Genomic DNA, 18,696 nt, shown 5'->3' with positions numbered 1-18,696 from the left:
GCCACGGTTAACGGAAACCGACCCCGGCGGCGGCAGAATGCAGGACGGCGCGCGCGCGTGTATCATGCGCGGCCATCTTTTCATCCGAATACAGGGATATAGCCCGATGTCCAGCTATCTCTTCACCTCCGAATCGGTCTCCGAGGGCCATCCGGACAAGATCGCCGACCAGATCTCCGATGCGGTCCTGGACGCCATCCTGGCGCAGGACAAGCGCGCCCGCGTGGCCTGCGAGACCCTGGTGAAGACCGGCGCCGCCATCGTCGCCGGCGAGGTGACCACCACCGCCTGGGTGGACATCGAGGCGCTGGCGCGCCGCATCATCAACCAGATCGGCTACGACAACTCCGGCGTCGGCTTCGACGGCCACACCTGCGCCATCATCAACATGCTCGGCAAGCAGTCCCCGGACATCGCCGCCGGCGTGGACCGCAAGAAGCCGGAGGAACAGGGCGCGGGCGACCAGGGCCTGATGTTCGGCTACGCCTGCAACGAGGCGCCGGAGTTCATGCCGGCCCCGATCTACTACTCGCACCGCCTGGTCGAGCAGCAGGCCAAGGTCCGCAAGAAGAAGAGCTCGCCGCTGCCGTGGCTGCGCCCGGACGCCAAGAGCCAGGTCACCCTGCGCTACGACGGCAACAAGGTGGTGGGCCTGGACGCGGTGGTGCTGTCGACCCAGCACGACCCGGGCATCAGGCACAAGGACATCGTCGAGGGCGTCTACGAGTACATCCTCAAGCCGGTGCTGCCGAAGAAGTGGCTGGAGACGCTGCCGAAGAAGAAGCTGCACATCAACCCGACCGGCATCTTCGTGATCGGCGGCCCGGTGGGCGACTGCGGCCTGACCGGCCGCAAGATCATCGTCGACACCTACGGCGGCATGGCCCGCCACGGCGGCGGCGCGTTCTCCGGCAAGGACCCGTCCAAGGTCGACCGCTCGGCCGCCTACGCCGCCCGCTACGTGGCCAAGAACGTGGTCGCCGCCGGCCTGGCCGACAAGTGCGAGGTGCAGGTGTCCTACGCCATCGGCGTGGCCGAGCCCACCTCGATCTCGGTCACCACCTTCGGCACCGGCCGCATCCCGGACGCGCAGATCGAGAAGCTGATCCGCAAGCACTTCGACCTGCGTCCGTACGGCATCATCAAGATGCTGGACCTGGTGCACCCGGTGTACCAGGCCACCGCCGCCTACGGCCACTTCGGCCGCAAGCCGTACGAGGTCAGCTACACCGACGGCGCCGGCAAGAAGCAGGTCGCCACCGCCTTCTCCTGGGAGAAGACCGACAAGGCCGAGGCGCTGCGCGCCGACGCCAGGCTGAAGTAATCCGCCCCGCCGCATCCGCGGCGGCCGGAACCAGCGAAGGGCCGCGCGATGCGGCCCTTCGCTTTTGCGCGGCGGCTACAGCCGCACGCTTACCCGGACCGATTCGGCGCCACCGGCGCGGGCGGCGACCACGCGTTCGCCGATGCGCTCGAACACCAGGTCCAGGCGCGCCCCGCCCACGTCCAGCCGCTCCACCCACAGCCGGTCCACGCCAGGCGGCAGCTGCGGGTGCTCGATCGCCACCTCGCCGGCCAGCGCATCCACCTCCAGGCCCAGGCAGGCCTGCAGCAGCATGAACACCGAGCCGGCCGACCAGGCCTGCGGCGTGCACGCCACCGGATAGGCGATCGGCGGCTCGCCGGCGCTGCGCGGGAAGCCGCAGAACAGTTCCGGCAGGCGCATGTCGAAATGGGTCGCCGCCTCGAACACCTCGCCCAGCAGGCGCGCCGCCTGGCGGCGCGCGCCGTAGCGCGCCATGCCCGCCGCGCACAGGGCCACGTCGTGCGGCCATACCGAGCCGTTGTGGTAGGACATCGGGTTGTAGCGCGGCTGGTCCGCGGCCAGGGTGCGCACGCCCCAGCCGTTGTCGAAGCGCGGCGAGGCCAGCTGCGCGATCACCCGCTGCGCGCGCTCCGGTGGCGGCAGGCCCACGTACAGCAGGTGCCCGGGATTGGAGGCCAGCACCCGGCACATGCGCCCGTCGCCATCGCGCGCCAGCGCGTAGAAGTCCAGCGCCTCGTCCCAGAAGCGCGCCTCCACGGTCCGGCGCAGGCGCCCGGCGCGCGCCTCCCAGGCTTGCGCCGCCGCGTGCTCGCCACGCTCGCGCGCCAGCGCCGCCATCGCCCGCAGCGCCTCGTAGGCATAGCCCTGCACCTCCACCAGCGCGATCGGGCCGGAGGGCAGCTGCCCGTCCTCGTGGAACACCGAGTCCTCGCTGTCCTTCCAGCCCTGGTTGGACAGGCCGCTGTCCTGCCCGCGCGCGTAGGCCAGCAGGCCGTCCGGGTCGGCGTCGCAGCTGCGCTCGATCCAGCCGGTGGCGCGCTGCAGCGCCGGCCACAGCTGGTCGATGAAGGCGCGGTCGCCGGTGCGGCGGAAGTAGCGGCCGGCCAGGGCCACGAACAACGGGGTGGTGTCCACGCCGCCGTAGTACAGGCCGAACGGCACCTCGCCCAGCGCCGCCATCTCGCCCTTGCGGGCCTCGTGCATGATCTTGCCCGGCGCCGAATCGCGGAAGCTGGAATCCTCCGCGGCCTGGCGTTCGGCGAGGAAGGCCAGCACGCCGCGCGCCAGGCCCGGGTCCAGCCACAGGGTCTGCAGCGCGGTGATGATGGCGTCGCGCCCGAACGGGGTGGAGAACCAGGGAATGCCGGCGTACGGGTAGCGTCCCGAAGGCAGGTCGCTGGCCAGCAAGGCGATGTCGGTGCGCGAGCGCTCCACCCAGGCATCGAACAGCAGGCCGCTGCCGCGCAGGCGCGCCCCGGAGCGGCGCCGCGCGCGCAGCGCGCGCCGGGCCTGGGCCATGGCCCGGCGGTGGCGGGTGGCTTCCGGCTGGCCGGCGTCGGCGCCGGCCTCCAGGTACAGGGCGAAGCTCGCGCGCGGGTCCAGCCGCAGTTCGAAGCGTGCCATGCCCTCCTCCAGCCGCGCCGGCGCGGTGGAGAAGGCCAGCACGGTGCGCCGCTCCACCCCGTCCAGGCCCTGGTAGCGCAGCACCACGCGGTCGGCCGCGGCCTCCACCTGCGGGTAGTTGCCGCGGCGCACGCGCTCCATGCCGCGTACCTCGAACATGTCGCGGAAGTCGGCGGCGAACTCCAGGGTCAGCGGCACCGACACCGGCACGCGGTCGTAGTTGGAGCAGACGATGCGCTCGTGCAGGCGTCCCTGCCACAGGAAGCGCGAGCGCTCGATGTGGATCACGCCCCGCCCCGCCGCCGCGCTGCCGCCGATCGGCGGCAGCGGGCGGTTGGTCAGGTGCGCGGTGAACACCACCTTGTCGTGTGCGGTGGCGGCGCTGAGCAGGGTCGGCGCGGTGCCGTCCAGGCCCAGGCGCAGCCGCGACAGCACCCGGGTGCCGTCGTGGAACAGGCCATCGGCCACGTCGCCGCCGTGGATGTCGCCCAGCGCGTCGCTGACCAGGAAGCTGTCGCCGTCCTTGAGCGAATAACTCACCTGGCGGCTGGCCGGGAGGGTGCGCGCCATGCGCATGGCTCAGGCCCTGCGCACGAACGCGTCGCCGTCGCCGGCCACGGCGTCGTTGGCCGCCTCGGTGGCGCGGGTGGCCAGGCGCCGGTACAGGTCCAGGTAGCCGCGCGCCATCACCGTGGACGAGAAGCGGCGCTCGAACACCCGGCGGATCGCGGCGCGGTCCAGCTCGGGCAGGCGCTCCACCGCGGCCACCGCTTCCTCCATCGAGGCGACGATGAAGCCGGTGACGCCGTGCTCCACCACCTCGCGCACCGAGCCGTGGTCCCAGGCGATCACCGGGGTGCCGCAGGCCATGGCCTCGATCATCACCAGGCCGAACGGCTCGGGCCAGTCGATCGGGAACAGCAGCGCGGCGGCGTGGCCGAGGAAGCCGGACTTGTGGGCGTCGTCGATCTCGCCGATGAACTCCACGCCCTCGGCCTCCAGCATCGGCTCGATGCAGTCATGGAAGTAGACCGCGTCGGCCGCGTCGACCTTGGCCGCCATGCGCAGCGGCATGCCGGCGCGGGCGGCGATGTCGATCGCGCGGTCCGGGCGCTTCTCCGGCGAGATCCGGCCCAGGAACGCCAGGTAGTCGCCGCGCGGCGACTCCGGCGGTTGCAGCAGGTCCTCCGGCAGGCCGTGGTGCACCGTGCCCAGCCAGCTGGCGAAGCGCAGCGGCTGGCGTTGCTGGTCGGAGATGGACACCAGCGGGTAGCGCGGCCACAGCCGGTAGGCCTGGGCCAGGCCGGCCAGGTCCAGCCGCCCGTGCAGGGTGGTCACGGTGCGCCCGGCCAGGTCCTCGAACATCGGGAAGTGCAACAGGTCGACGTGGAAGTGCAGCACGTCGAATTCGTCGGCGCGGCGGCGCACCTCGTGCAGCATGGCCAGGTGCGCGGCGACGTCGGACTTCAGCGGCTCCGGATCCAGGCGCAGGGCCTGGTCGCGGCAGGCCACCAGGCGCGCGCGGGTGCGGCTGTCGCCGCTGGCGAACACGGTCACCTCGTGGCCGAGCTGCACCTGGGCGTCGGCCAGGTAGGCGACGATGCGCTCGGTGCCGCCGTACAGGCGCGGCGGGACGGCTTCGTACAGGGGTGCGATATGGGCGATGCGCATGCCGGGCCCTCCTCAGCGGCGGCCCGGGCCGCCGGCTGACGGCCTGCGCGCGTGGCGGTACAGGATCAACACGTCTACGTTCATCGTGCTCCTCCTCGTTGCGGTCGCCGGCGGCAAGCCACGGGCCACGCCCGCGGCCGGGCGGCCACGGGCAACGCAAGGGGACGCACGGCCAGCACCGTCGGTCGGCCCGGAAGACACACGGGGGACGGTGGAAGCGGTGTTTCCGCGGCCGGCCGTGGGCGCCGCCGCGGCCGGGAATCTGGGGACGGCGGCGGCGCTTTCAAGCCCCGCCGCCCGGGCCCGGCCGCGCCGGGCGGGGGCCGGCCTCAGCCGGTGTTCTGCACGCCCTGGGATACGCCGTTGACGCTGGCCACCAGCGCCCGCAGCAGGGCATCGTCCTCGCGCCCGCTGGTGCGCCAGCGCCGCAGCAGGTCGGCCTGGAGCACGCTGATCGGGTCCACGTACGGGTTGCGCAGGCGGATCGACAGGGCCAGGCGCTGGTCATGCTGGAGCAGGAACTCGTGCCCGTTCAGGCGGAGCACCCAGTCGCGGGTGCGCGCGTGCTCGTCGCGGATGCGCGGGAAGAACTGCGCGTGCAGCTCATCCCCGGCCAGGCGCGAGAACATCTCGGCGATGCCCATGTCGCCCTTGGCCAGGACCATGGAGATGTCGTCCAGGAAGGTGCGGAAGAACGGCCAGTCGGCGGCCATTTCGCGCAGCACCTCCTCGCCGTGCCGCTCCACCGCCGCCTGCAGGCCGCTGCCCACGCCGAACCAGCCGGGGATCACCGCGCGCGCCTGGCTCCAGGCGAACACCCACGGGATCGCGCGCAGGTTGGACAGGGCCGCGTCCTCGCCCAGCCGGCGCGAGGGCCGCGAGCCGAGGGTCATGCGCTCGATCACGTCGATCGGGGTGGCACTGCGGAAGTAGTCCATGAACCGCGGCGCCCCGACCAGGGCGCGGTAGGCCACGCTGCTGGCCTCGGCCACGGTATCCATCACCTCGCGCCAGCGCGCCTCGCGCGGCTCCGGCGGGCGCGGGCGGATGCTGGAGACCAGCACCGCGCCGGTGGTCTGCTCCAGCGAGCGCAGGGCCAGGGCGCGGATGCCGAACTTGCGGTGGATGGCCTCGCCCTGCTCGGTCACGCGCAGGCGGCCGTCGACGCTGCCGCGCGGCGAGGCGTCAACCGCGCGGGTGGTCTTGCTGCCGCCGCGGCTGAGCGAGCCGCCGCGGCCGTGGAAGAAGGTCAGGCGGATGCCATGCTCCTCGGCCACCTGCAGCAGCTCCACCTGGGCGCGCTGCAGGCTCCAGCGCGAGGCGGCGATGCCGCCGTCCTTGCCGCTGTCCGAGTAGCCCAGCATCACCATCTGCACGTTGCCGCGCGCCTGCAGGTGTTCGCGGTACACCGGGTCGGCCAGCAGGTCGCGCAGGGTGGCCGGGCCGTGGCGCAGGTCGTCCACGGTCTCGAACAGCGGGGCGATGTCCAGCGGCACCCGGCCGGCCTCGTCCACCAGGCCGCCGCGGCGGGCCAGGGCCAGCACCGCCAGCACGTCGGCGCGGCTGCGCGCCATGCTGATGATGTAGGCGCCCAGCGCGTCGGGCCCGTGGCGGCGGCGGGCGTCGACCAGGGCGCCGAACACCGCGTCCAGGCGCCGGTTGCCCTCGTCGCCGGCCTGCGGCAGCGGCTGGCCGGCGCCGGCATGCCCAGCCAGGATCCGCGCCTGCTCGACCGGGTCGCGGCTCTCCCATTGTTCGTCGCCGAGCGCGGCGGCGATGGCGCGCGCGTGCACGGTCGATTCCTGGCGCACGTCCAGGCGTGCCAGGTGGAAGCCGAAGGTACGCAGGCGCCACACCAGGCGCCGCACCGAGAACCAGCCGGCGTGCACGCCGCGGTTGTGCTCCAGGCTCTTGCGGACCAGGTCCAGGTCGGCGGCGAACTCCTCCGGCGAACCGTAGCCGCTGGCCTGGTCCTCCAGCGTGGCCAGCAGGCGCGCGCGCATCAGCTCCAGCAGCAGGCGGTAGGGCATGTCGGCGTGGCGCGGGCGGCTGGCGGCGGCCGCCTGCGGCAGCAGCGCGCGGTACTGCTCCAGCCGCTCCAGCACCGCCGCGTCCACCCCGACCACGCCCGTGCTCTGGGTCAGCACGCTGGCCAGCTGCTGCAGCTCGGCCGCGTACTTGCCCAGGATCGCGCGGCGCTGGGCGTCGAGGGTGTTGCGGATGGTGTTGGCGTCGACGTTCGGGTTGCCGTCCATGTCGCCGCCGACCCAGGTACCGAAGCGCAGCAGGCGCGGCAGCTCGGTGGCGATGCCGAAGGTATCGCCCAGCGCGTGCTCCAGGGTCTCGTAGAACACCGGCATGATCCGGTACAGCACCTCGGTCAGGTAGAAGCCGACGTGCTCGCGCTCGTCGTCCACGGTCGGGCGCACCGGCGAGGAATCGGCGGTCTGCCAGGTCGAGGTCAGGGCCATGCGGAAGCGCGCCAGGTCGGCGGCGCGCTCGCCCGGGGTGCGGTTGCCGTCGAGGTCGTCGATCAGCGCCGCCACCATGATCTGTTCCTTCTCCAGCAGCGCGCGCCGCACCGCCTCGGTCGGATGCGCGGTGAACACCGGCTCGATGTCGATCCGCTCCAGCCATTCCAGCAGCTCGGTCGGTTCCACCCCGGCCGCGCGCAGGCGGCGCAGGGCATCGAGCAGGCTGTCCGGCTGCGCCTTGTCGCCGCCGGCGCGCTGGTAGTCGCGGCGGCGGCGGATGCGGTGCACGCGCTCGGCGATGTTCACCACCTGGAAGTAGGTGCTGAAGGCGCGCACCAGGGCTTGGGCATGGGCCGGCTCCAGGCCGTCCAGCAGCGCCGACAGCGAGGCCATGCCGCCGCCGTTCTGGCGGCGGGCGATGGCCGTGGTGCGCACCCGCTCCACTTCCTCCAGGAACGCCGGCGACTCCTGTTCGGCGAGCATCTCGCCGACCAGCGCGCCGAGGCGGCGCACGTCGTCGCGCAGGGGAAGATCCGGTGGAGCAAACTCGAGGTTGCGGGGAGCGTTCATCGGCACGCGCACGGCTCTGCTTTGACCAGCGATCTGGCAGCTTAGCCGGGGGTTGTGCGGCGCCGCAAAAGTTTCAGGCGTATCGGAAACCGTCGCCGTGCCGCGCATCGGGGCCGGCCCGGTCGCAGGCCACGCGGGGCGGCTCCCCGCGCCGGAGCGCGACCCGGCTGGCCGAAGCCCGGATGCGGCCCCCTGCCGCGCCGGGTTCATCCCCCGATCCGGATGCGCCGATATAATGCGCCGGCGCCGTCGAGGGGCGCTGCGACCAAGGATCGCGCGGGTTTCCCGCCACCGCCCGCCAGCCGGGCCGGACTTGGCCAGGCTCGACGCGCATCTTCCGCGACAACGGCGCCCGGACCACTGGGGACTCCCCCTTTCCTCCGGAGCATGCAATGAACGCCGTAGCACAGACCTCCCCCGCCACCGCCCCGTACCGCGTCGCCGACATCTCGCTGGCCGACTGGGGCCGCAAGGAGATCGACATCGCCGAGCACGAGATGCCGGGCCTGATGTCGATCCGCCGCAAGTACGCCGCCGCGCAGCCGCTGAAGGGCGTGCGCGTGACCGGCTCGCTGCACATGACCATCCAGACCGCGGTGCTGATCGAGACCCTGAAGGACGTCGGCGCCGACGTGCGCTGGGCCTCGTGCAACATCTTCTCCACCCAGGACCACGCCGCGGCGGCGATCGCCGCCACCGGCACCCCGGTGTTCGCCTGGAAGGGCGAGACCCTGGAGGAATACTGGGACTGCACCCTGGACGCACTGACCTTCACCCTGCCCGACGGCACCCTCGCCGGCCCGCAGCTGGTGGTGGACGACGGCGGCGACGTCACCCTGCTGATCCACAAGGGCTACGAGCTGGAGCAGGGCGACGACAGCTGGGTCAACTCGCCCTCCTCCTCGCACGAGGAGCAGGTGATCAAGGACCTGCTCAAGCGCGTCGCGCAGGAGCGCCCGGGCTACTGGACCCGCGTGGTCGCCGACTGGAAGGGCGTGTCCGAGGAGACCACTACCGGCGTGCACCGCCTCTACCAGCTGGCCGAGGCCGGCAAGCTGCTGGTGCCGGCGATCAACGTCAACGACTCGGTCACCAAGAGCAAGTTCGACAACCTCTACGGCTGCCGCGAATCGCTGGCCGACGGCCTCAAGCGCGCGATGGACGTGATGCTGGCCGGCAAGGTCGCCGTGGTCTGCGGCTACGGCGACGTCGGCAAGGGCTCGGCGCATTCGCTGCGCGCCTACGGCGCGCGCGTGATCGTCACCGAGATCGACCCGATCTGCGCGCTGCAGGCGGCGATGGAGGGCTTCGAGGTCGCCACCGTCGAGGACACCCTGGGCAAGGCCGACATCTACGTCACCACCACCGGCAACCGCGACATCATCACCCTCGAGCACATGCAGGCGATGAAGGACCAGGCCATCGTCTGCAACATCGGCCACTTCGACAACGAGATCCAGGTCGACCGCCTGAACAACTCCGGCGCCGTGCGCCTGAACATCAAGCCGCAGGTGGACAAGTACACCTTCCCCTCGGGCAACAGCATCTTCCTGCTGGCCGAAGGCCGCCTGGTGAACCTGGGCTGCGCCACCGGCCACCCGAGCTTCGTGATGTCCAACAGCTTCTCCAACCAGACCCTGGCGCAGATCGACCTGTGGCAGAACAAGGACAAGTACGAGAAGGTGGTCTACCGCCTGCCGAAGAAGCTGGACGAGGAAGTGGCGCGCCTGCACCTGGAGAAGATCGGGGTCAGGCTGACGAAGCTGACCCAGGCCCAGGCCGACTACCTGGGCGTGCCGGTCGACGGCCCGTTCAAGCCGGAGCACTACCGCTACTGACCTGTCCCCCGGGACGGAACACGGAACGGGCGCCGCGAGGCGCCCGTTTCCGTTTGCGCGCGGCTCAGACCATGCGCTGGGCGGCGGCGATCTCCTCCGGCGTGGCCGCCGTCTTCATCACGATCGAGCGGATCGCCTCGGAAACGCCGGTCAGCGGCACCCGGTCGGACAGGCGGCGGAAGGTGTCGCGGCTGTCGTAGCCGGAGCTGTCGGTGAGGTAGGTGTCGTACATCTGCAGCAGCTCCTGGCAGGCGGCCGACAGCGAGCGCTGGCTGCCGGCGGCCAGGGCCTTGCCGACCCGGTCGAAGGTGTGCAGGCAGTCGGACAGCCACAGCAGGTCGTAGCGCGCCTTGCTGTGCTCCGGCCCGTAGTGGCCGCGGGTGTAGGCGCTGTAGTCGCGGATCGCGGTCGCGACCCGGGCCACGTGCTCGAACAGGGTGCCGATCTCGCCGGAGATGTCCAGGCAGTCGATCATCACCGTCGGCACCGGCCGTTCCTCCGGCTCGGCCTCGCTTTCCTCCAGCTCGCGGCGCAGGGCCGCGTGCTCGCGCTGGAGGGCCTCCAGCTGCAGCGCCAGCGACTGCGCCTTCTCCTCGGTCCGGCGCAGCGCGGCGCGGTAGCGGGCGATGCGGTCCTGGGCCTGGCCGTGCGCGCTGCGCTCGCGCCGCAGCCGGCGCGCGCCGATGACCGCCAGCGCCGTGGCGCAGGCGGCCCAGATGGCCAGGACGGTCATCATGACGATCGGGAAGATGCTCATGCGCTCGGATCGGCAGTGGCAGGTTCGCGCCGGCAGCGGGCGCGCCGGACCATCCCCCGCGCGGGGCTGGCACCTCTAGATCGGCCGCGACCGCCCGGTCCTGAAGCCCGGCCGGGCCACGGACCGCGGCGGCGGCGGTTCAGGGCCGCCAGTTGGCGTTGTTTTCCCAGAACTCCACGCTGCGGCGGTAGGCCTCGCGGTCCAGCGGCACGCCCGAGCCGCCCTCCTCCACGCCCAGCGCGTTGCGCATCATGGTGATGGGCGCCATCGGGATTTCCTCCGGCTCCATGGTGTACAGGCAGCCGACGATGCCCCAGTCGCCGTCGATCGGGCTGCCTTCCTTCGCCAGTTGCTCGGCGCTGTACAGGATCGGGATCAGGTAGTTGGCCACCGGCGGCTCCACCCCCTCGAACCACCGCACCAGCACCGGCAGCTCCTCGCGGGTGCGCGCCTCGTAGGCCGAGCGCAGCAGGTGCCGGTTGGCATCGGTGATCGGCACCGTCAGGCAGCGGGTGCTGGTCCAGTTGCGGTGCACGTGCAGCTTGCAGAACGGCGCGTAGCCGTCGAGCACCTTCAGCGGCGGATGCTCGTTGAGGTAGCGCTCGAACTCCTCGGCGCTGCAGTCGCGGATGGTGTTGCCCCGCGGCTGGCGCGGGAACAGGCGGGTGCGGGCGAAGGGGGTCATTACGATGCGCATGGCCCATTTTGGGCTGTGATTCGTGATTCGTCATTCGTCATTCGAAAAAGCAAGGCATCCCCCTGCGCCCCAACCCCGGGGTCCCGGCCCTCCAATCACGAATCACCAATCACGAATCACCAATCACCAATCACCAATCACGGCTTCTACCCATCCATCGCGATAAAGAGATATGATTGCGGCGCCCCTCGGGAAATGCCGCGATGACGCCGATCAGCTTCGAGTTCTATCCGCCCAAGACCGACGAGCAGCGCGCGCAGCTGGACCGCGCCGCCAGCCGCCTGGCGGCCTGGGGCCCCGAATACGTCTCCTGCACCTTCGGCGCCGGTGGCTCCACCCTCAGCTACACCGCCGACACCGTGCGCCACCTCAACCAGCACCATGGGTTCGAGGCTGCGCCGCACGTGTCCTGCGTGGGCGGCAGCCGCGAGGAGATCCGCGAACTGCTGCGGCGCTACCGCGAGCTCGGCTGCCGCCGCATCGTCGCCCTGCGCGGCGACCTGCCATCGGGCATGGGCCATCCCGGCGACCTGCGTTACGCCGCCGAGCTGGTGCAGCTGATCCGCGCCGAGCACGGCGACCACTTCCGCATCGAGGTGGCGGCCTACCCGGAAACCCATCCCCAGGCCGAGGACGCGCTGGCCGACCTGCGCCACTTCAAGGCCAAGGTCGAGGCCGGCGCCGACGCCGCGATCACCCAGTACTTCTACAACGCCGACGCCTACTTCCGCTTCGTCGACGACGCGCGCCGGCTGGGCGTGGAGGTGCCGATCGTGCCCGGGATCATGCCGATCTCGAACTTCACCCAGCTCAAGCGCTTCTCCGAGGCCTGCGGCGCGGAGATCCCGCGCTGGATCGCCCGGCGCATGCAGGCCTATGGCGACGACCTGGCGGCGGTGCGCGAGTTCGGGGCCGACGTGGTCGCCGACCTGTGCCGGCGGCTGGTCGCGGGCGGCGCTCCGGCCCTGCACTTCTACACCCTCAACCTGGCCCGGCCGACCGAAACCGTGCTGCAGCGGCTGGCCTGACCCGGCGTTCGCCTCCCGTGCACGGGGGGCGTCGCTAGGCTCGGGCGCATGTCCTGCCGGCTGCCGCCCCTGCCCCGCCTTGCCCTTGCCGCGCTGGCCGCCGCGGCGGCACCCGCACTCGCGCAGGACAGCATCAAGCGCTGCGTCGACCCGGCCGGACGCAGCGTGTTCACCGACCGCCGCTGCAGCGAGCTGGGTGCGGTGCCGACCGCGCCGGAAGAATTCCTGGCGCCGACCCCGTCCACGCCGGATGCGCCGGCCGACGGCCCCGCCGGCGGCGCGGGGCAGACTCCGCCCCCCGGCGGCTGCCCGCGCACCCCGTCGCAGCTGGCCGGGCGGCTCAACCGCGCCCTCGCCACCCGCGACGGCAACCGTCTCTCGAGCCTGTACGACTGGGTCGGCGTCTCCGGGCGCGCGGCCGCACGGGTGCTGGATCGGCTGGAACGGATCGCGGCGCGGCCGGTGCTCGGCATCGTCCCGGTGCTGTCCGCGGCGCCGGCCAGCGAGCCGCCGCCGGCGGTGGCGGAACCGGAACGGGAGCCGGTGCCGGAGCTTGCGGGCATGTCCGGATCGGCGCCGCCGGAAGCCGCACGCTGGCTGCCGGACTGGATGCGCATGGACGGCGGCGGCACGGGCAGCGCGCGCGGCAGTGCGGATGAAGCACTGGCGCAGGCAGCGGCAGAGCCGGTACTGCTGGCCTCCACCGCCGCGCCGCCACCGGCGCCGCGCACGGTGGGCCTGCGCGTGGAGCAGGCCTTGCCGGGCACGGCGACGCCGGCGCGGACCGTGTTCGGCCTGCAGCGCCGCTTCGGCTGCCTGTGGCTGAAGCTCTAGCCGGCGCGCACCGCGGCCGCCCCGCGGCCGCCGAAGGCCAGGGTCGCGACCACGCCGTGCTGGCCGTCCTCGCGCGGCCTGACGCTGACCTCCCAGCCGTACAGCTCGCACAGCCGGCTGACGATCGACAGGCCGATGCCCGCGCCCTGCGAATGCCCGGCGTGGGTGCCGCGGTAGCCGCGGCGGAACAGGCCGGCCGCATCCTCGCTGCTGAGCCCGGGCCCGGTGTCGACCACCTGCACCGCGCCCGGCAGCAGCCGCACCCGCACCTCGCCGGAAGGCGTGTACTTGACCGCGTTGCCGATCAGGTTGCCCAGCGCCACCGACAGCGCCGCCTCCGGCGCCTCCACCACCAGCTCGCCCTCACGCCCTTCCAGGCGCAGCTCCAGCGACTTGCCGCCCAGCTGCGCGCGGTGCGATTCCAGCAGCTGCTCGGCGACCACGGCCACGTCGCTGCGGCCCTGGCCACGCTCGTTGCGCGACAGCAGCAGCAGCGAGCCGATCAGGTCGCTGCACTGCTGCTCGGCGCGTTGGATGCGCAGCAGCCGGGCGCGGGTGCGCTCGTCCAGGTCCGGGCGCGACAGCAGCAGTTCCACCGCACCCTTGATCACCGCCAGCGGGGTGCGCAGCTCGTGGCTGACGTCGGCGTTGAACTCGCGGTCGCGCTGCACCACCTCGGTCAGCCGGGTGGCGTAGTCGTCCAGCGCCTCGGCCAGCTGGCCGACCTCGTCCTCGGGGAAGTGCGGCGCCAGCTTCTTCGGCTGGCTGCTGCCGCGGTAGGCGCGCAGGCGCGCGGCCAGCTCGGTCACCGGGCGCATCACCCGCGACGCCGACCACCAGCCGATCAGCCACGACAGCGCGCTGAACAGCACCAGCGAGGCGAACAGCGCGCGCTTGAGCTGGGCCTCGCCGCGCAGCGCCTGGGTCATGTCGTAGGCCAGGAAGAACCACTCGTCAGGGGTCTTGCGCACCGCCAGCTTGTACGCGAACGGCTCGCCGTCCTCGTCGCGGCCGACGATGTTGTGGATCCCGTCCGGCAGCTCGTACCAGTCCGGCTCGTCGCGGCGCAGCTGCTCGAAGTCCGGGCGCCGCACCACCCGCCCGTACATCTGCTGAACCGGCAGGTCCGGGTTGCGGGTCGGGTCGATGTAGAACCGGCGCGCGTACTCGTTGATGTTGCGGTTCATCACGTCCTCGACCAGCTGGTTCTCCACGCGCTGGCGCGCGTAGTCGGTGAGGAACGCGAACAGTGCCGTCAGGCCGGTGCCCAGCAGCAGGAACGAGAGGATGATGCGGGTGCGCAGCCGCCTGCGGAAGCGGCGCGGCCGGCGGCGGCCGGGCGGCCGTTCCGCCGGCGCCTGCTCAGTTGCCACCTTCGGGGGCTGCGATGCGGTAACCGATGCCATGGCGGGTCTGGATGTAGGGGGTGGCGAAGGGCTTGTCCACCACCGCCCTCAACCCGTGGATGTGGACCCGCAGGGAATCGGAATCGGGCAGTTCCTCGCCCCAGACGCGCGTTTCCAGCTCCTGGCGCGTGACCACCGCCGGCGAGGCCTCCATCAGCGCCTGCAGGATCTTCAGCGCGGTGGGGTTGAGCTGCAGCAGCCGGCCCTCGCGCCGCACCTCCAGGGTGTCCAGGTTGTACTCCAGGTCGCCGACGTTGAGGATCCGGGTCTGCACGCCCTTGCCGCGCCGGGCCAGGGCGTTGAGCCGCACCTCCACCTCCTGCAGCGCGAACGGCTTGATCAGGTAGTCGTCCGCTCCGGAATCGAACCCGGCGAGCTTGTTCTCCAGGCTGTCGCGGGCGGTCAGCATCAGCACCGGGGTCTGCTTGCGCGCCTCGTTGCGCAGCTTGCGGCAGACCTCGATGCCGTCCATGCCCGGCAGGTTCAGGTCGAGCACGATGGCGTCGAAGTCGTGGACCACGGCCAGGTGCAGGCCGGTCACGCCGTCGGCGGCGAAATCCACGGTGTGGCCGCGGTCCTCGAGGTAGTCGCCGAGGTTGGCGGCGATGTCGCTGTTGTCTTCGATGACGAGTATGCGCACTTAGGATCCTGTCGTTGGCTGGGCGGCTCGCGCCATGGTCGGGCGGGAGCGCATCGGGTTCTGCGCGCGCGGCCGCGCGGCCGCGGCCACGCGGTTGGCGGCGCGCCAGCGGCCGGCCGGGAGGCGGCGGCACGCCAGGCGACCATCCTCGCGTTTGCGGGTGAGCATGGCGTTTACGCGGGCCGGGGCGGAACGCGCCGTCCAGGCCGCCGGCCCGGCGGCGGGCCCCATGGCGGTCGGTGGAAGCGGCAGCGGCTTGCGCATCAGGGTGCTCCGGTCGGGAAGGTCCGCTTGCGCGGTGGGCAGGCGGGGTTCCGCGCCGTCCGATTCTGCCCCTGCGCCGAGTGGGGCGGCAATCCGGGCCCCGGACCTACAAAAAGGCCCAGGCCTGACCGCCTGGGCCGAAGTAGTGCCCCGATTACCGTAGTCCCTGGACACCGGCGGGCGGCAACCCGCCGGGGACGATGGAGCCTGCGGTCCGGGCGAGACTACGGACGGGGCGATTAAAGGGGTGTTAAAGCCCCCTGGCCGCCGCCCGGGTCTTGCATAAGTTATTGATCCAAAAGACTCACGCGTTGGGCGACGTGGTCGATGATGGCCCCGGCCACGTCCACCCCGCAGGCGCTCTCGATGCCCTCCAGGCCCGGGGTCGAATTGACCTCCAGCACCAGCGGGCCGCGGCTGGAAGCGACCAGGTCCACCCCCGCCACCTCCAGGCCCAGGGCCCGGGCCGAGCGCACCGCCACCTCCTGCTCGCGGGCGCTGGCCTCGGCCGGGCTGGCCTGGCCGCCGCGGTGCAGGTTGGAGCGGAACTCGCCCTCGGCCGCCTGGCGGCGCATCGCCGCCACCACGCGGTCGCCGACCACGAAGCAGCGCAGGTCGGCGCCCGCGGCCTCGGCCACGAACTCCTGCACCAGGAAGTTGGCGTACAGCCCGCGCAGGGCCTCGACCGTGGCGCGCGAGGCCGAGGCCTTCTCGGTCAGCACCACCCCCGCGCCCTGGGCGCCCTCGTTGAGCTTGACCACGTGCGGCGGCGGGCCCAGCAGCGAGAGCAGGTCGTCGGTGTCGTCGGGGTTGTCGCCGAACACCGTGGTCGGCAGGCCGATGCCCTGCGCGGCCAGCAACTGGTGCGCGCGCAGCTTGTCGCGCGCGCGCAGGATCGCGTCGGAGGGATTGGGGGTCCAGCTGCCCATCAGCTCGAACTGGCGCAGCACCGCGGTGGCGTAGCGGGTGACCGAAGTGCCGATGCGCGGGATCACCGCATCGTAGCCGGACACCGGCTTGCCCTTGTAGCGCATGGCGAAGTCGCCCGGGGCGATGCGCATGTAGCAGCGCAGCGGGTCCAGCACGCGCACGCTGTGGCCGCGGCCGCGCGCGGCCTCGACCAGGCGCCGGGTCGAGTACAGCGAGCCGTTGCGGGAAAGGATCGCCAGCTTCATCTCGATCTCGCGCGGTCCGCGTGCATGGCCCGGAAACGCAAGACGCCGCGGCTCGCGCGGCGTCTTGCGGGATATGGAGCGGGAGACGGGAATCGAACCCGCGTTAGCAGCTTGGGAAGCTGCAGTTCTACCATTGAACTACTCCCGCACGGCCGGAAGTCTATGCGGCCGCGGGGCACGGGCGCAACGCCCGTGCCCACCACGGCGCCGGCTCAGAAGCCGCCGGCCAGGCCCAGGAACAGGCCGGCGTCGGTGCCGCCGGCGCGGTCCAGGGTGCCGCGCGCGCCGAGGTCGGCCTTCAGCCCGAACAGGTTGAAGCGCGCGCCCAGCACCACCGTGCCGTAGCTGTCGTCGATGTCCAGGCCCGGCACTGCGAACTCCACGCCCGGCATGGTCTGCAGCCGCGCGGTGGCCCGCGCCGGCGCGTCCTCGAACTCGCGATCCCAGGTCGCGCGCAGGTACGGGGTGAAGTCGCCGGTGTCGTAGCTCAGCTGCCAGCCCAGGCTGCCGACCAGCGAGTCGCGCGACTGGTCCGGCAGGACCAGGGCGCTGGAGGAGGTGTTGCCCTCGGTCCAGCCGTCCAGGTCGATCTTCTGCCACAGCAGCGAGGCCACCGGGCCGTGGCGCAGCGCGCCCTCGCCGAACTGGAAGCCGCCGGACACGCCCACGGCACTGGCATGGCCCTCGGTCGAGCCGGAGTGGCGGCGCAGCGCCGGGCCGATGCGCACGTCGCGGTCCACGTCCAGGTCCAGGTAGGTGTAGCTGGCCTGCGCGTTCACCCAGGCGCGCTGGCCGTACCAGCCGACGAAGCCGCCGAGGGTGGTCTCGTCCTGGGTGAAACCGCCACGGTTGCGGCCGAAGTCGGCGTCCATGCGCCCGTAGCCGGCGAAGCCGCCGGCGACCAGGCCGTTGCCGTTGGACCAGTCCACCCCGAACAGCGCCGCCGGGGCCATGCCGTCGTACAGCTTGCCGTGGTCGTAGCGCTGGTGGTCGGCGCGCAGGCCGCCCCACCAGCGCACCCCGGCCGCGGCCGGGCGGCCGTCCACGTGCAGGGCCACCTGGTCGGCGCGGCTGCGCCCGGTCACCGTCGCCGCGTGCGGCAGGATCGCCACCAGGCGCGGGCCTTCCAGCACCGAGACGGCGTAGTCGGCCAGCATCGCGTGGGCCGCGCCGGTGGGATGCACGCCGTCGGCGAACAGGTAGGTGGTGCCGGCGTCCGGGCTGGCGTAGCTGGTCGGGTTGCAGGCCAGCGAGCTGCTGCCCGGCGGCAGGCAGGCCACGCCGGTGACGTTCGCCAGCCCGTAGGTCGCGGGGCTGGCGGCGATCTCCCGCAGCAGGTTGAAGGTATCCAGCGGGATCACCTTGTAGCCGGCCTGGCCCAGGGCGCCGTACAGCGCCTCGTTGTAGCCGGCCGACAGCGCGGTGAGCGTGGCCTGGGCCACGGGGCCGGCGGCGATGGCGCTGGGGGTGATGCCGATGTCGGGCAGGTTCGGGACCAGGATGTAGCGGGCACCGGCCGCGTCCAGCGCGCCCACCGCCTGCACGGTGCCGCCCACCGCGGCGGCGATGGTGGCATCGACCGGGGCGCCGTCGCTGATGGCGAAGATGTCGTTGGCGCCGGTCCACACCGTGTACAGCGCCGAGCCGTCGGCGCGGCCGCCATTGGCGCCCAGGTAGGCCTGGACCTGGCTGAGGGTGCTGTCGGCCGGGGCGTTGGGAACAGCGGCCCGCGAGCCACCCTGGGCGTAGTTGTCGCCGCCGTCCACCGCCGGGCTGGCGTTGGTGCCGTAGTGCTGGGCCAGCTGCTCGGACCAGACCAGGGCCGGGTTGGTGGTGAACTTGCCGGCGAACGCCCGCGCCTCCGGCGGGACCAGGCCGCGGAAGTGGCCGGAGTCGGTCAGGCTGTCGCCGAAGAACACGGTGCGGCTGTATTCCCCGGCCATCGCCGGGGCGGCCGCCAGGGCCAGGGCCAGCGGCAGCAGCTTGCGCAGGGGACGGAACTGGGACATGCGGAACTCCTGTGGTGCCGGGCATCAGCGGGCCGGCGATGGTTGGTTGGAACCGAAACGGTTGCCGCAATGATCGGCGATGCGCGCGCCGGCTCCACGCTGCGCTGCGGCAGGCGCCGCGGGATGCGACAATCGCGGCCATGGACATCGTGCTGAACGGAGAGCCGCGCAGCCTCGCGGCCGCAACCACCATCGCATCGCTGCTGGAAGCCGAGGGCCTGGCCGGGCGCCGGGTCGCGGTCGAGGTCAACGGGGAAATCGTGCCGCGCGGCAGCCATGCCACCCACGTGCTGGCCGAGGGCGACCGGGTCGAAGTGGTCCATGCCCTGGGCGGCGGCTGAGCAGGAAGCGCCGCGCCGGTTCCGCCTGCACGCGCCGCGGGC

The 18,696-nt window shown here is 72.3% G+C and carries 14 protein-coding genes, 1 tRNA gene and 1 riboswitch; of the genes, 5 read left to right on the top strand and 10 right to left on the bottom strand.

Going from position 1 to position 18,696, the window contains the following annotated elements:
• Window positions 1–106: 106 nt before the first annotated feature.
• Entirely contained in the window at window positions 107–1,324 is a 1,218-nt protein-coding gene (gene metK / locus PSEJ31_RS0102875; RefSeq protein WP_028914593.1) for a methionine adenosyltransferase, read from the top strand.
• A gap of 75 nt (window positions 1,325–1,399) precedes the next feature.
• Here the strand turns inward: metK and PSEJ31_RS0102870 are convergent, their stop codons facing one another.
• The 3 genes from PSEJ31_RS0102870 to ppc form a co-directional block, all read right to left on the bottom strand.
• The gene (locus tag PSEJ31_RS0102870) at window positions 1,400–3,520 is read right to left on the bottom strand and encodes an amylo-alpha-1,6-glucosidase (RefSeq protein ID WP_232210965.1); all 2,121 of its coding nucleotides are present in this window, start codon (window positions 3,518–3,520) and stop codon (window positions 1,400–1,402) included.
• Between the two features lie 9 nt (window positions 3,521–3,529).
• Window positions 3,530–4,621, bottom strand: coding sequence for a glycosyltransferase family 4 protein (locus tag PSEJ31_RS0102865; protein ID WP_019398505.1), 1,092 nt, complete (start codon window positions 4,619–4,621; stop codon window positions 3,530–3,532).
• A 329-nt stretch (window positions 4,622–4,950) separates the two neighbouring features.
• Window positions 4,951–7,665 (bottom strand): phosphoenolpyruvate carboxylase, encoded by a 2,715-nt coding sequence (ppc, locus tag PSEJ31_RS0102860; RefSeq protein ID WP_026010501.1) that lies wholly within the window; start codon window positions 7,663–7,665, stop codon window positions 4,951–4,953.
• Between the two features lie 245 nt (window positions 7,666–7,910).
• Window positions 7,911–8,026, top strand: a riboswitch (S-adenosyl-L-homocysteine riboswitch).
• A 31-nt stretch (window positions 8,027–8,057) separates the two neighbouring features.
• Between ppc and ahcY the strand changes: the two genes are divergently transcribed.
• Window positions 8,058–9,503 carry an adenosylhomocysteinase gene (gene ahcY, locus PSEJ31_RS0102855; protein WP_019398507.1) on the top strand — a complete coding sequence of 482 codons (1,446 nt, stop codon included), beginning with the start codon at window positions 8,058–8,060 and terminating at the stop codon, window positions 9,501–9,503.
• Window positions 9,504–9,567: 64 nt separating this feature from the next.
• On the opposite strand, the gene PSEJ31_RS0102850 is transcribed toward ahcY, so the two are convergent.
• Both PSEJ31_RS0102850 and PSEJ31_RS0102845 read right to left on the bottom strand, forming a co-directional pair.
• On the bottom strand, window positions 9,568–10,260 hold the full coding sequence (locus PSEJ31_RS0102850) for a hypothetical protein (protein WP_028914591.1): 693 nt from the start codon (window positions 10,258–10,260) through the stop codon (window positions 9,568–9,570).
• A 139-nt stretch (window positions 10,261–10,399) separates the two neighbouring features.
• Complete coding sequence (locus PSEJ31_RS0102845; protein ID WP_028914590.1) at window positions 10,400–10,957, bottom strand: DUF3228 family protein; 558 nt, start codon at window positions 10,955–10,957, stop codon at window positions 10,400–10,402.
• 203 nt (window positions 10,958–11,160) lie between these two features.
• Here PSEJ31_RS0102845 and metF point away from each other — a divergent pair, with 203 nt between their 5' ends.
• Window positions 11,161–11,985, top strand: coding sequence for a methylenetetrahydrofolate reductase [NAD(P)H] (gene metF, locus PSEJ31_RS0102840; RefSeq protein WP_028914589.1), 825 nt, complete (start codon window positions 11,161–11,163; stop codon window positions 11,983–11,985).
• A gap of 48 nt (window positions 11,986–12,033) precedes the next feature.
• Window positions 12,034–12,819, top strand: a complete 786-nt coding sequence (locus PSEJ31_RS16285) for a hypothetical protein (protein WP_028914588.1) — start codon at window positions 12,034–12,036, stop codon at window positions 12,817–12,819.
• On the opposite strand, the gene PSEJ31_RS15595 is transcribed toward PSEJ31_RS16285, so the two are convergent.
• The 5 genes from PSEJ31_RS15595 to PSEJ31_RS0102810 form a co-directional block, all read right to left on the bottom strand.
• On the bottom strand, window positions 12,816–14,225 hold the full coding sequence (locus tag PSEJ31_RS15595; RefSeq protein WP_051403623.1) for a HAMP domain-containing sensor histidine kinase: 1,410 nt from the start codon (window positions 14,223–14,225) through the stop codon (window positions 12,816–12,818). The two genes, PSEJ31_RS16285 and PSEJ31_RS15595, sit on opposite strands and share 4 nt — an antisense overlap.
• Entirely contained in the window at window positions 14,182–14,865 is a 684-nt protein-coding gene (locus PSEJ31_RS0102825) for a response regulator transcription factor (protein ID WP_019398513.1), read from the bottom strand. Before PSEJ31_RS0102825 ends, PSEJ31_RS15595 begins: the two co-directional genes overlap by 44 nt.
• 551 nt (window positions 14,866–15,416) lie before the next feature.
• Window positions 15,417–16,304, bottom strand: coding sequence for a 30S ribosomal protein S6--L-glutamate ligase (rimK, locus tag PSEJ31_RS0102820; RefSeq protein WP_019398514.1), 888 nt, complete (start codon window positions 16,302–16,304; stop codon window positions 15,417–15,419).
• Between the two features lie 74 nt (window positions 16,305–16,378).
• A tRNA-Gly gene (locus PSEJ31_RS0102815) sits at window positions 16,379–16,452 on the bottom strand.
• A 64-nt stretch (window positions 16,453–16,516) separates the two neighbouring features.
• Window positions 16,517–18,313, bottom strand: coding sequence for an autotransporter domain-containing esterase (locus PSEJ31_RS0102810; RefSeq protein WP_028914587.1), 1,797 nt, complete (start codon window positions 18,311–18,313; stop codon window positions 16,517–16,519).
• A 140-nt stretch (window positions 18,314–18,453) separates the two neighbouring features.
• On the opposite strand from PSEJ31_RS0102810, the gene thiS reads away from it, so the two are divergent.
• A complete protein-coding gene (gene thiS / locus PSEJ31_RS0102805) occupies window positions 18,454–18,654 on the top strand; it encodes a sulfur carrier protein ThiS (RefSeq protein ID WP_019398516.1) in 201 nt (66 codons plus the stop codon).
• The last annotated feature ends 42 nt before the right edge of the window (window positions 18,655–18,696 follow it).

Source organism: Pseudoxanthomonas sp. J31 (genome assembly GCF_000510725.1).
In the GTDB taxonomy this organism is placed as follows: domain Bacteria; phylum Pseudomonadota; class Gammaproteobacteria; order Xanthomonadales; family Xanthomonadaceae; genus Pseudoxanthomonas.
The sequence above is the reverse complement of the archived record's forward strand: the minus strand, read 5'-3'. Positions and strand labels throughout refer to the sequence as shown.

Coding starts and splice junctions, on each gene's coding strand:
- rimK (WP_019398514.1), bottom strand. CDS start 16,304: ATGAAGCTGGCGATCCTTTCCCGCAACGGCTCGCTGTACTCGACCCGG.
- ppc (WP_026010501.1), bottom strand. CDS start 7,665: ATGAACGCTCCCCGCAACCTCGAGTTTGCTCCACCGGATCTTCCCCTG.
- PSEJ31_RS0102850 (WP_028914591.1), bottom strand. CDS start 10,260: ATGAGCATCTTCCCGATCGTCATGATGACCGTCCTGGCCATCTGGGCC.
- PSEJ31_RS0102810 (WP_028914587.1), bottom strand. CDS start 18,313: ATGTCCCAGTTCCGTCCCCTGCGCAAGCTGCTGCCGCTGGCCCTGGCC.
- PSEJ31_RS16285 (WP_028914588.1), top strand. CDS start 12,034: ATGTCCTGCCGGCTGCCGCCCCTGCCCCGCCTTGCCCTTGCCGCGCTG.
- PSEJ31_RS0102845 (WP_028914590.1), bottom strand. CDS start 10,957: ATGCGCATCGTAATGACCCCCTTCGCCCGCACCCGCCTGTTCCCGCGC.
- PSEJ31_RS0102865 (WP_019398505.1), bottom strand. CDS start 4,621: ATGCGCATCGCCCATATCGCACCCCTGTACGAAGCCGTCCCGCCGCGC.
- ahcY (WP_019398507.1), top strand. CDS start 8,058: ATGAACGCCGTAGCACAGACCTCCCCCGCCACCGCCCCGTACCGCGTC.
- metK (WP_028914593.1), top strand. CDS start 107: ATGTCCAGCTATCTCTTCACCTCCGAATCGGTCTCCGAGGGCCATCCG.
- PSEJ31_RS15595 (WP_051403623.1), bottom strand. CDS start 14,225: ATGGCATCGGTTACCGCATCGCAGCCCCCGAAGGTGGCAACTGAGCAG.
- PSEJ31_RS0102870 (WP_232210965.1), bottom strand. CDS start 3,520: ATGGCGCGCACCCTCCCGGCCAGCCGCCAGGTGAGTTATTCGCTCAAG.
- metF (WP_028914589.1), top strand. CDS start 11,161: ATGACGCCGATCAGCTTCGAGTTCTATCCGCCCAAGACCGACGAGCAG.
- thiS (WP_019398516.1), top strand. CDS start 18,454: ATGGACATCGTGCTGAACGGAGAGCCGCGCAGCCTCGCGGCCGCAACC.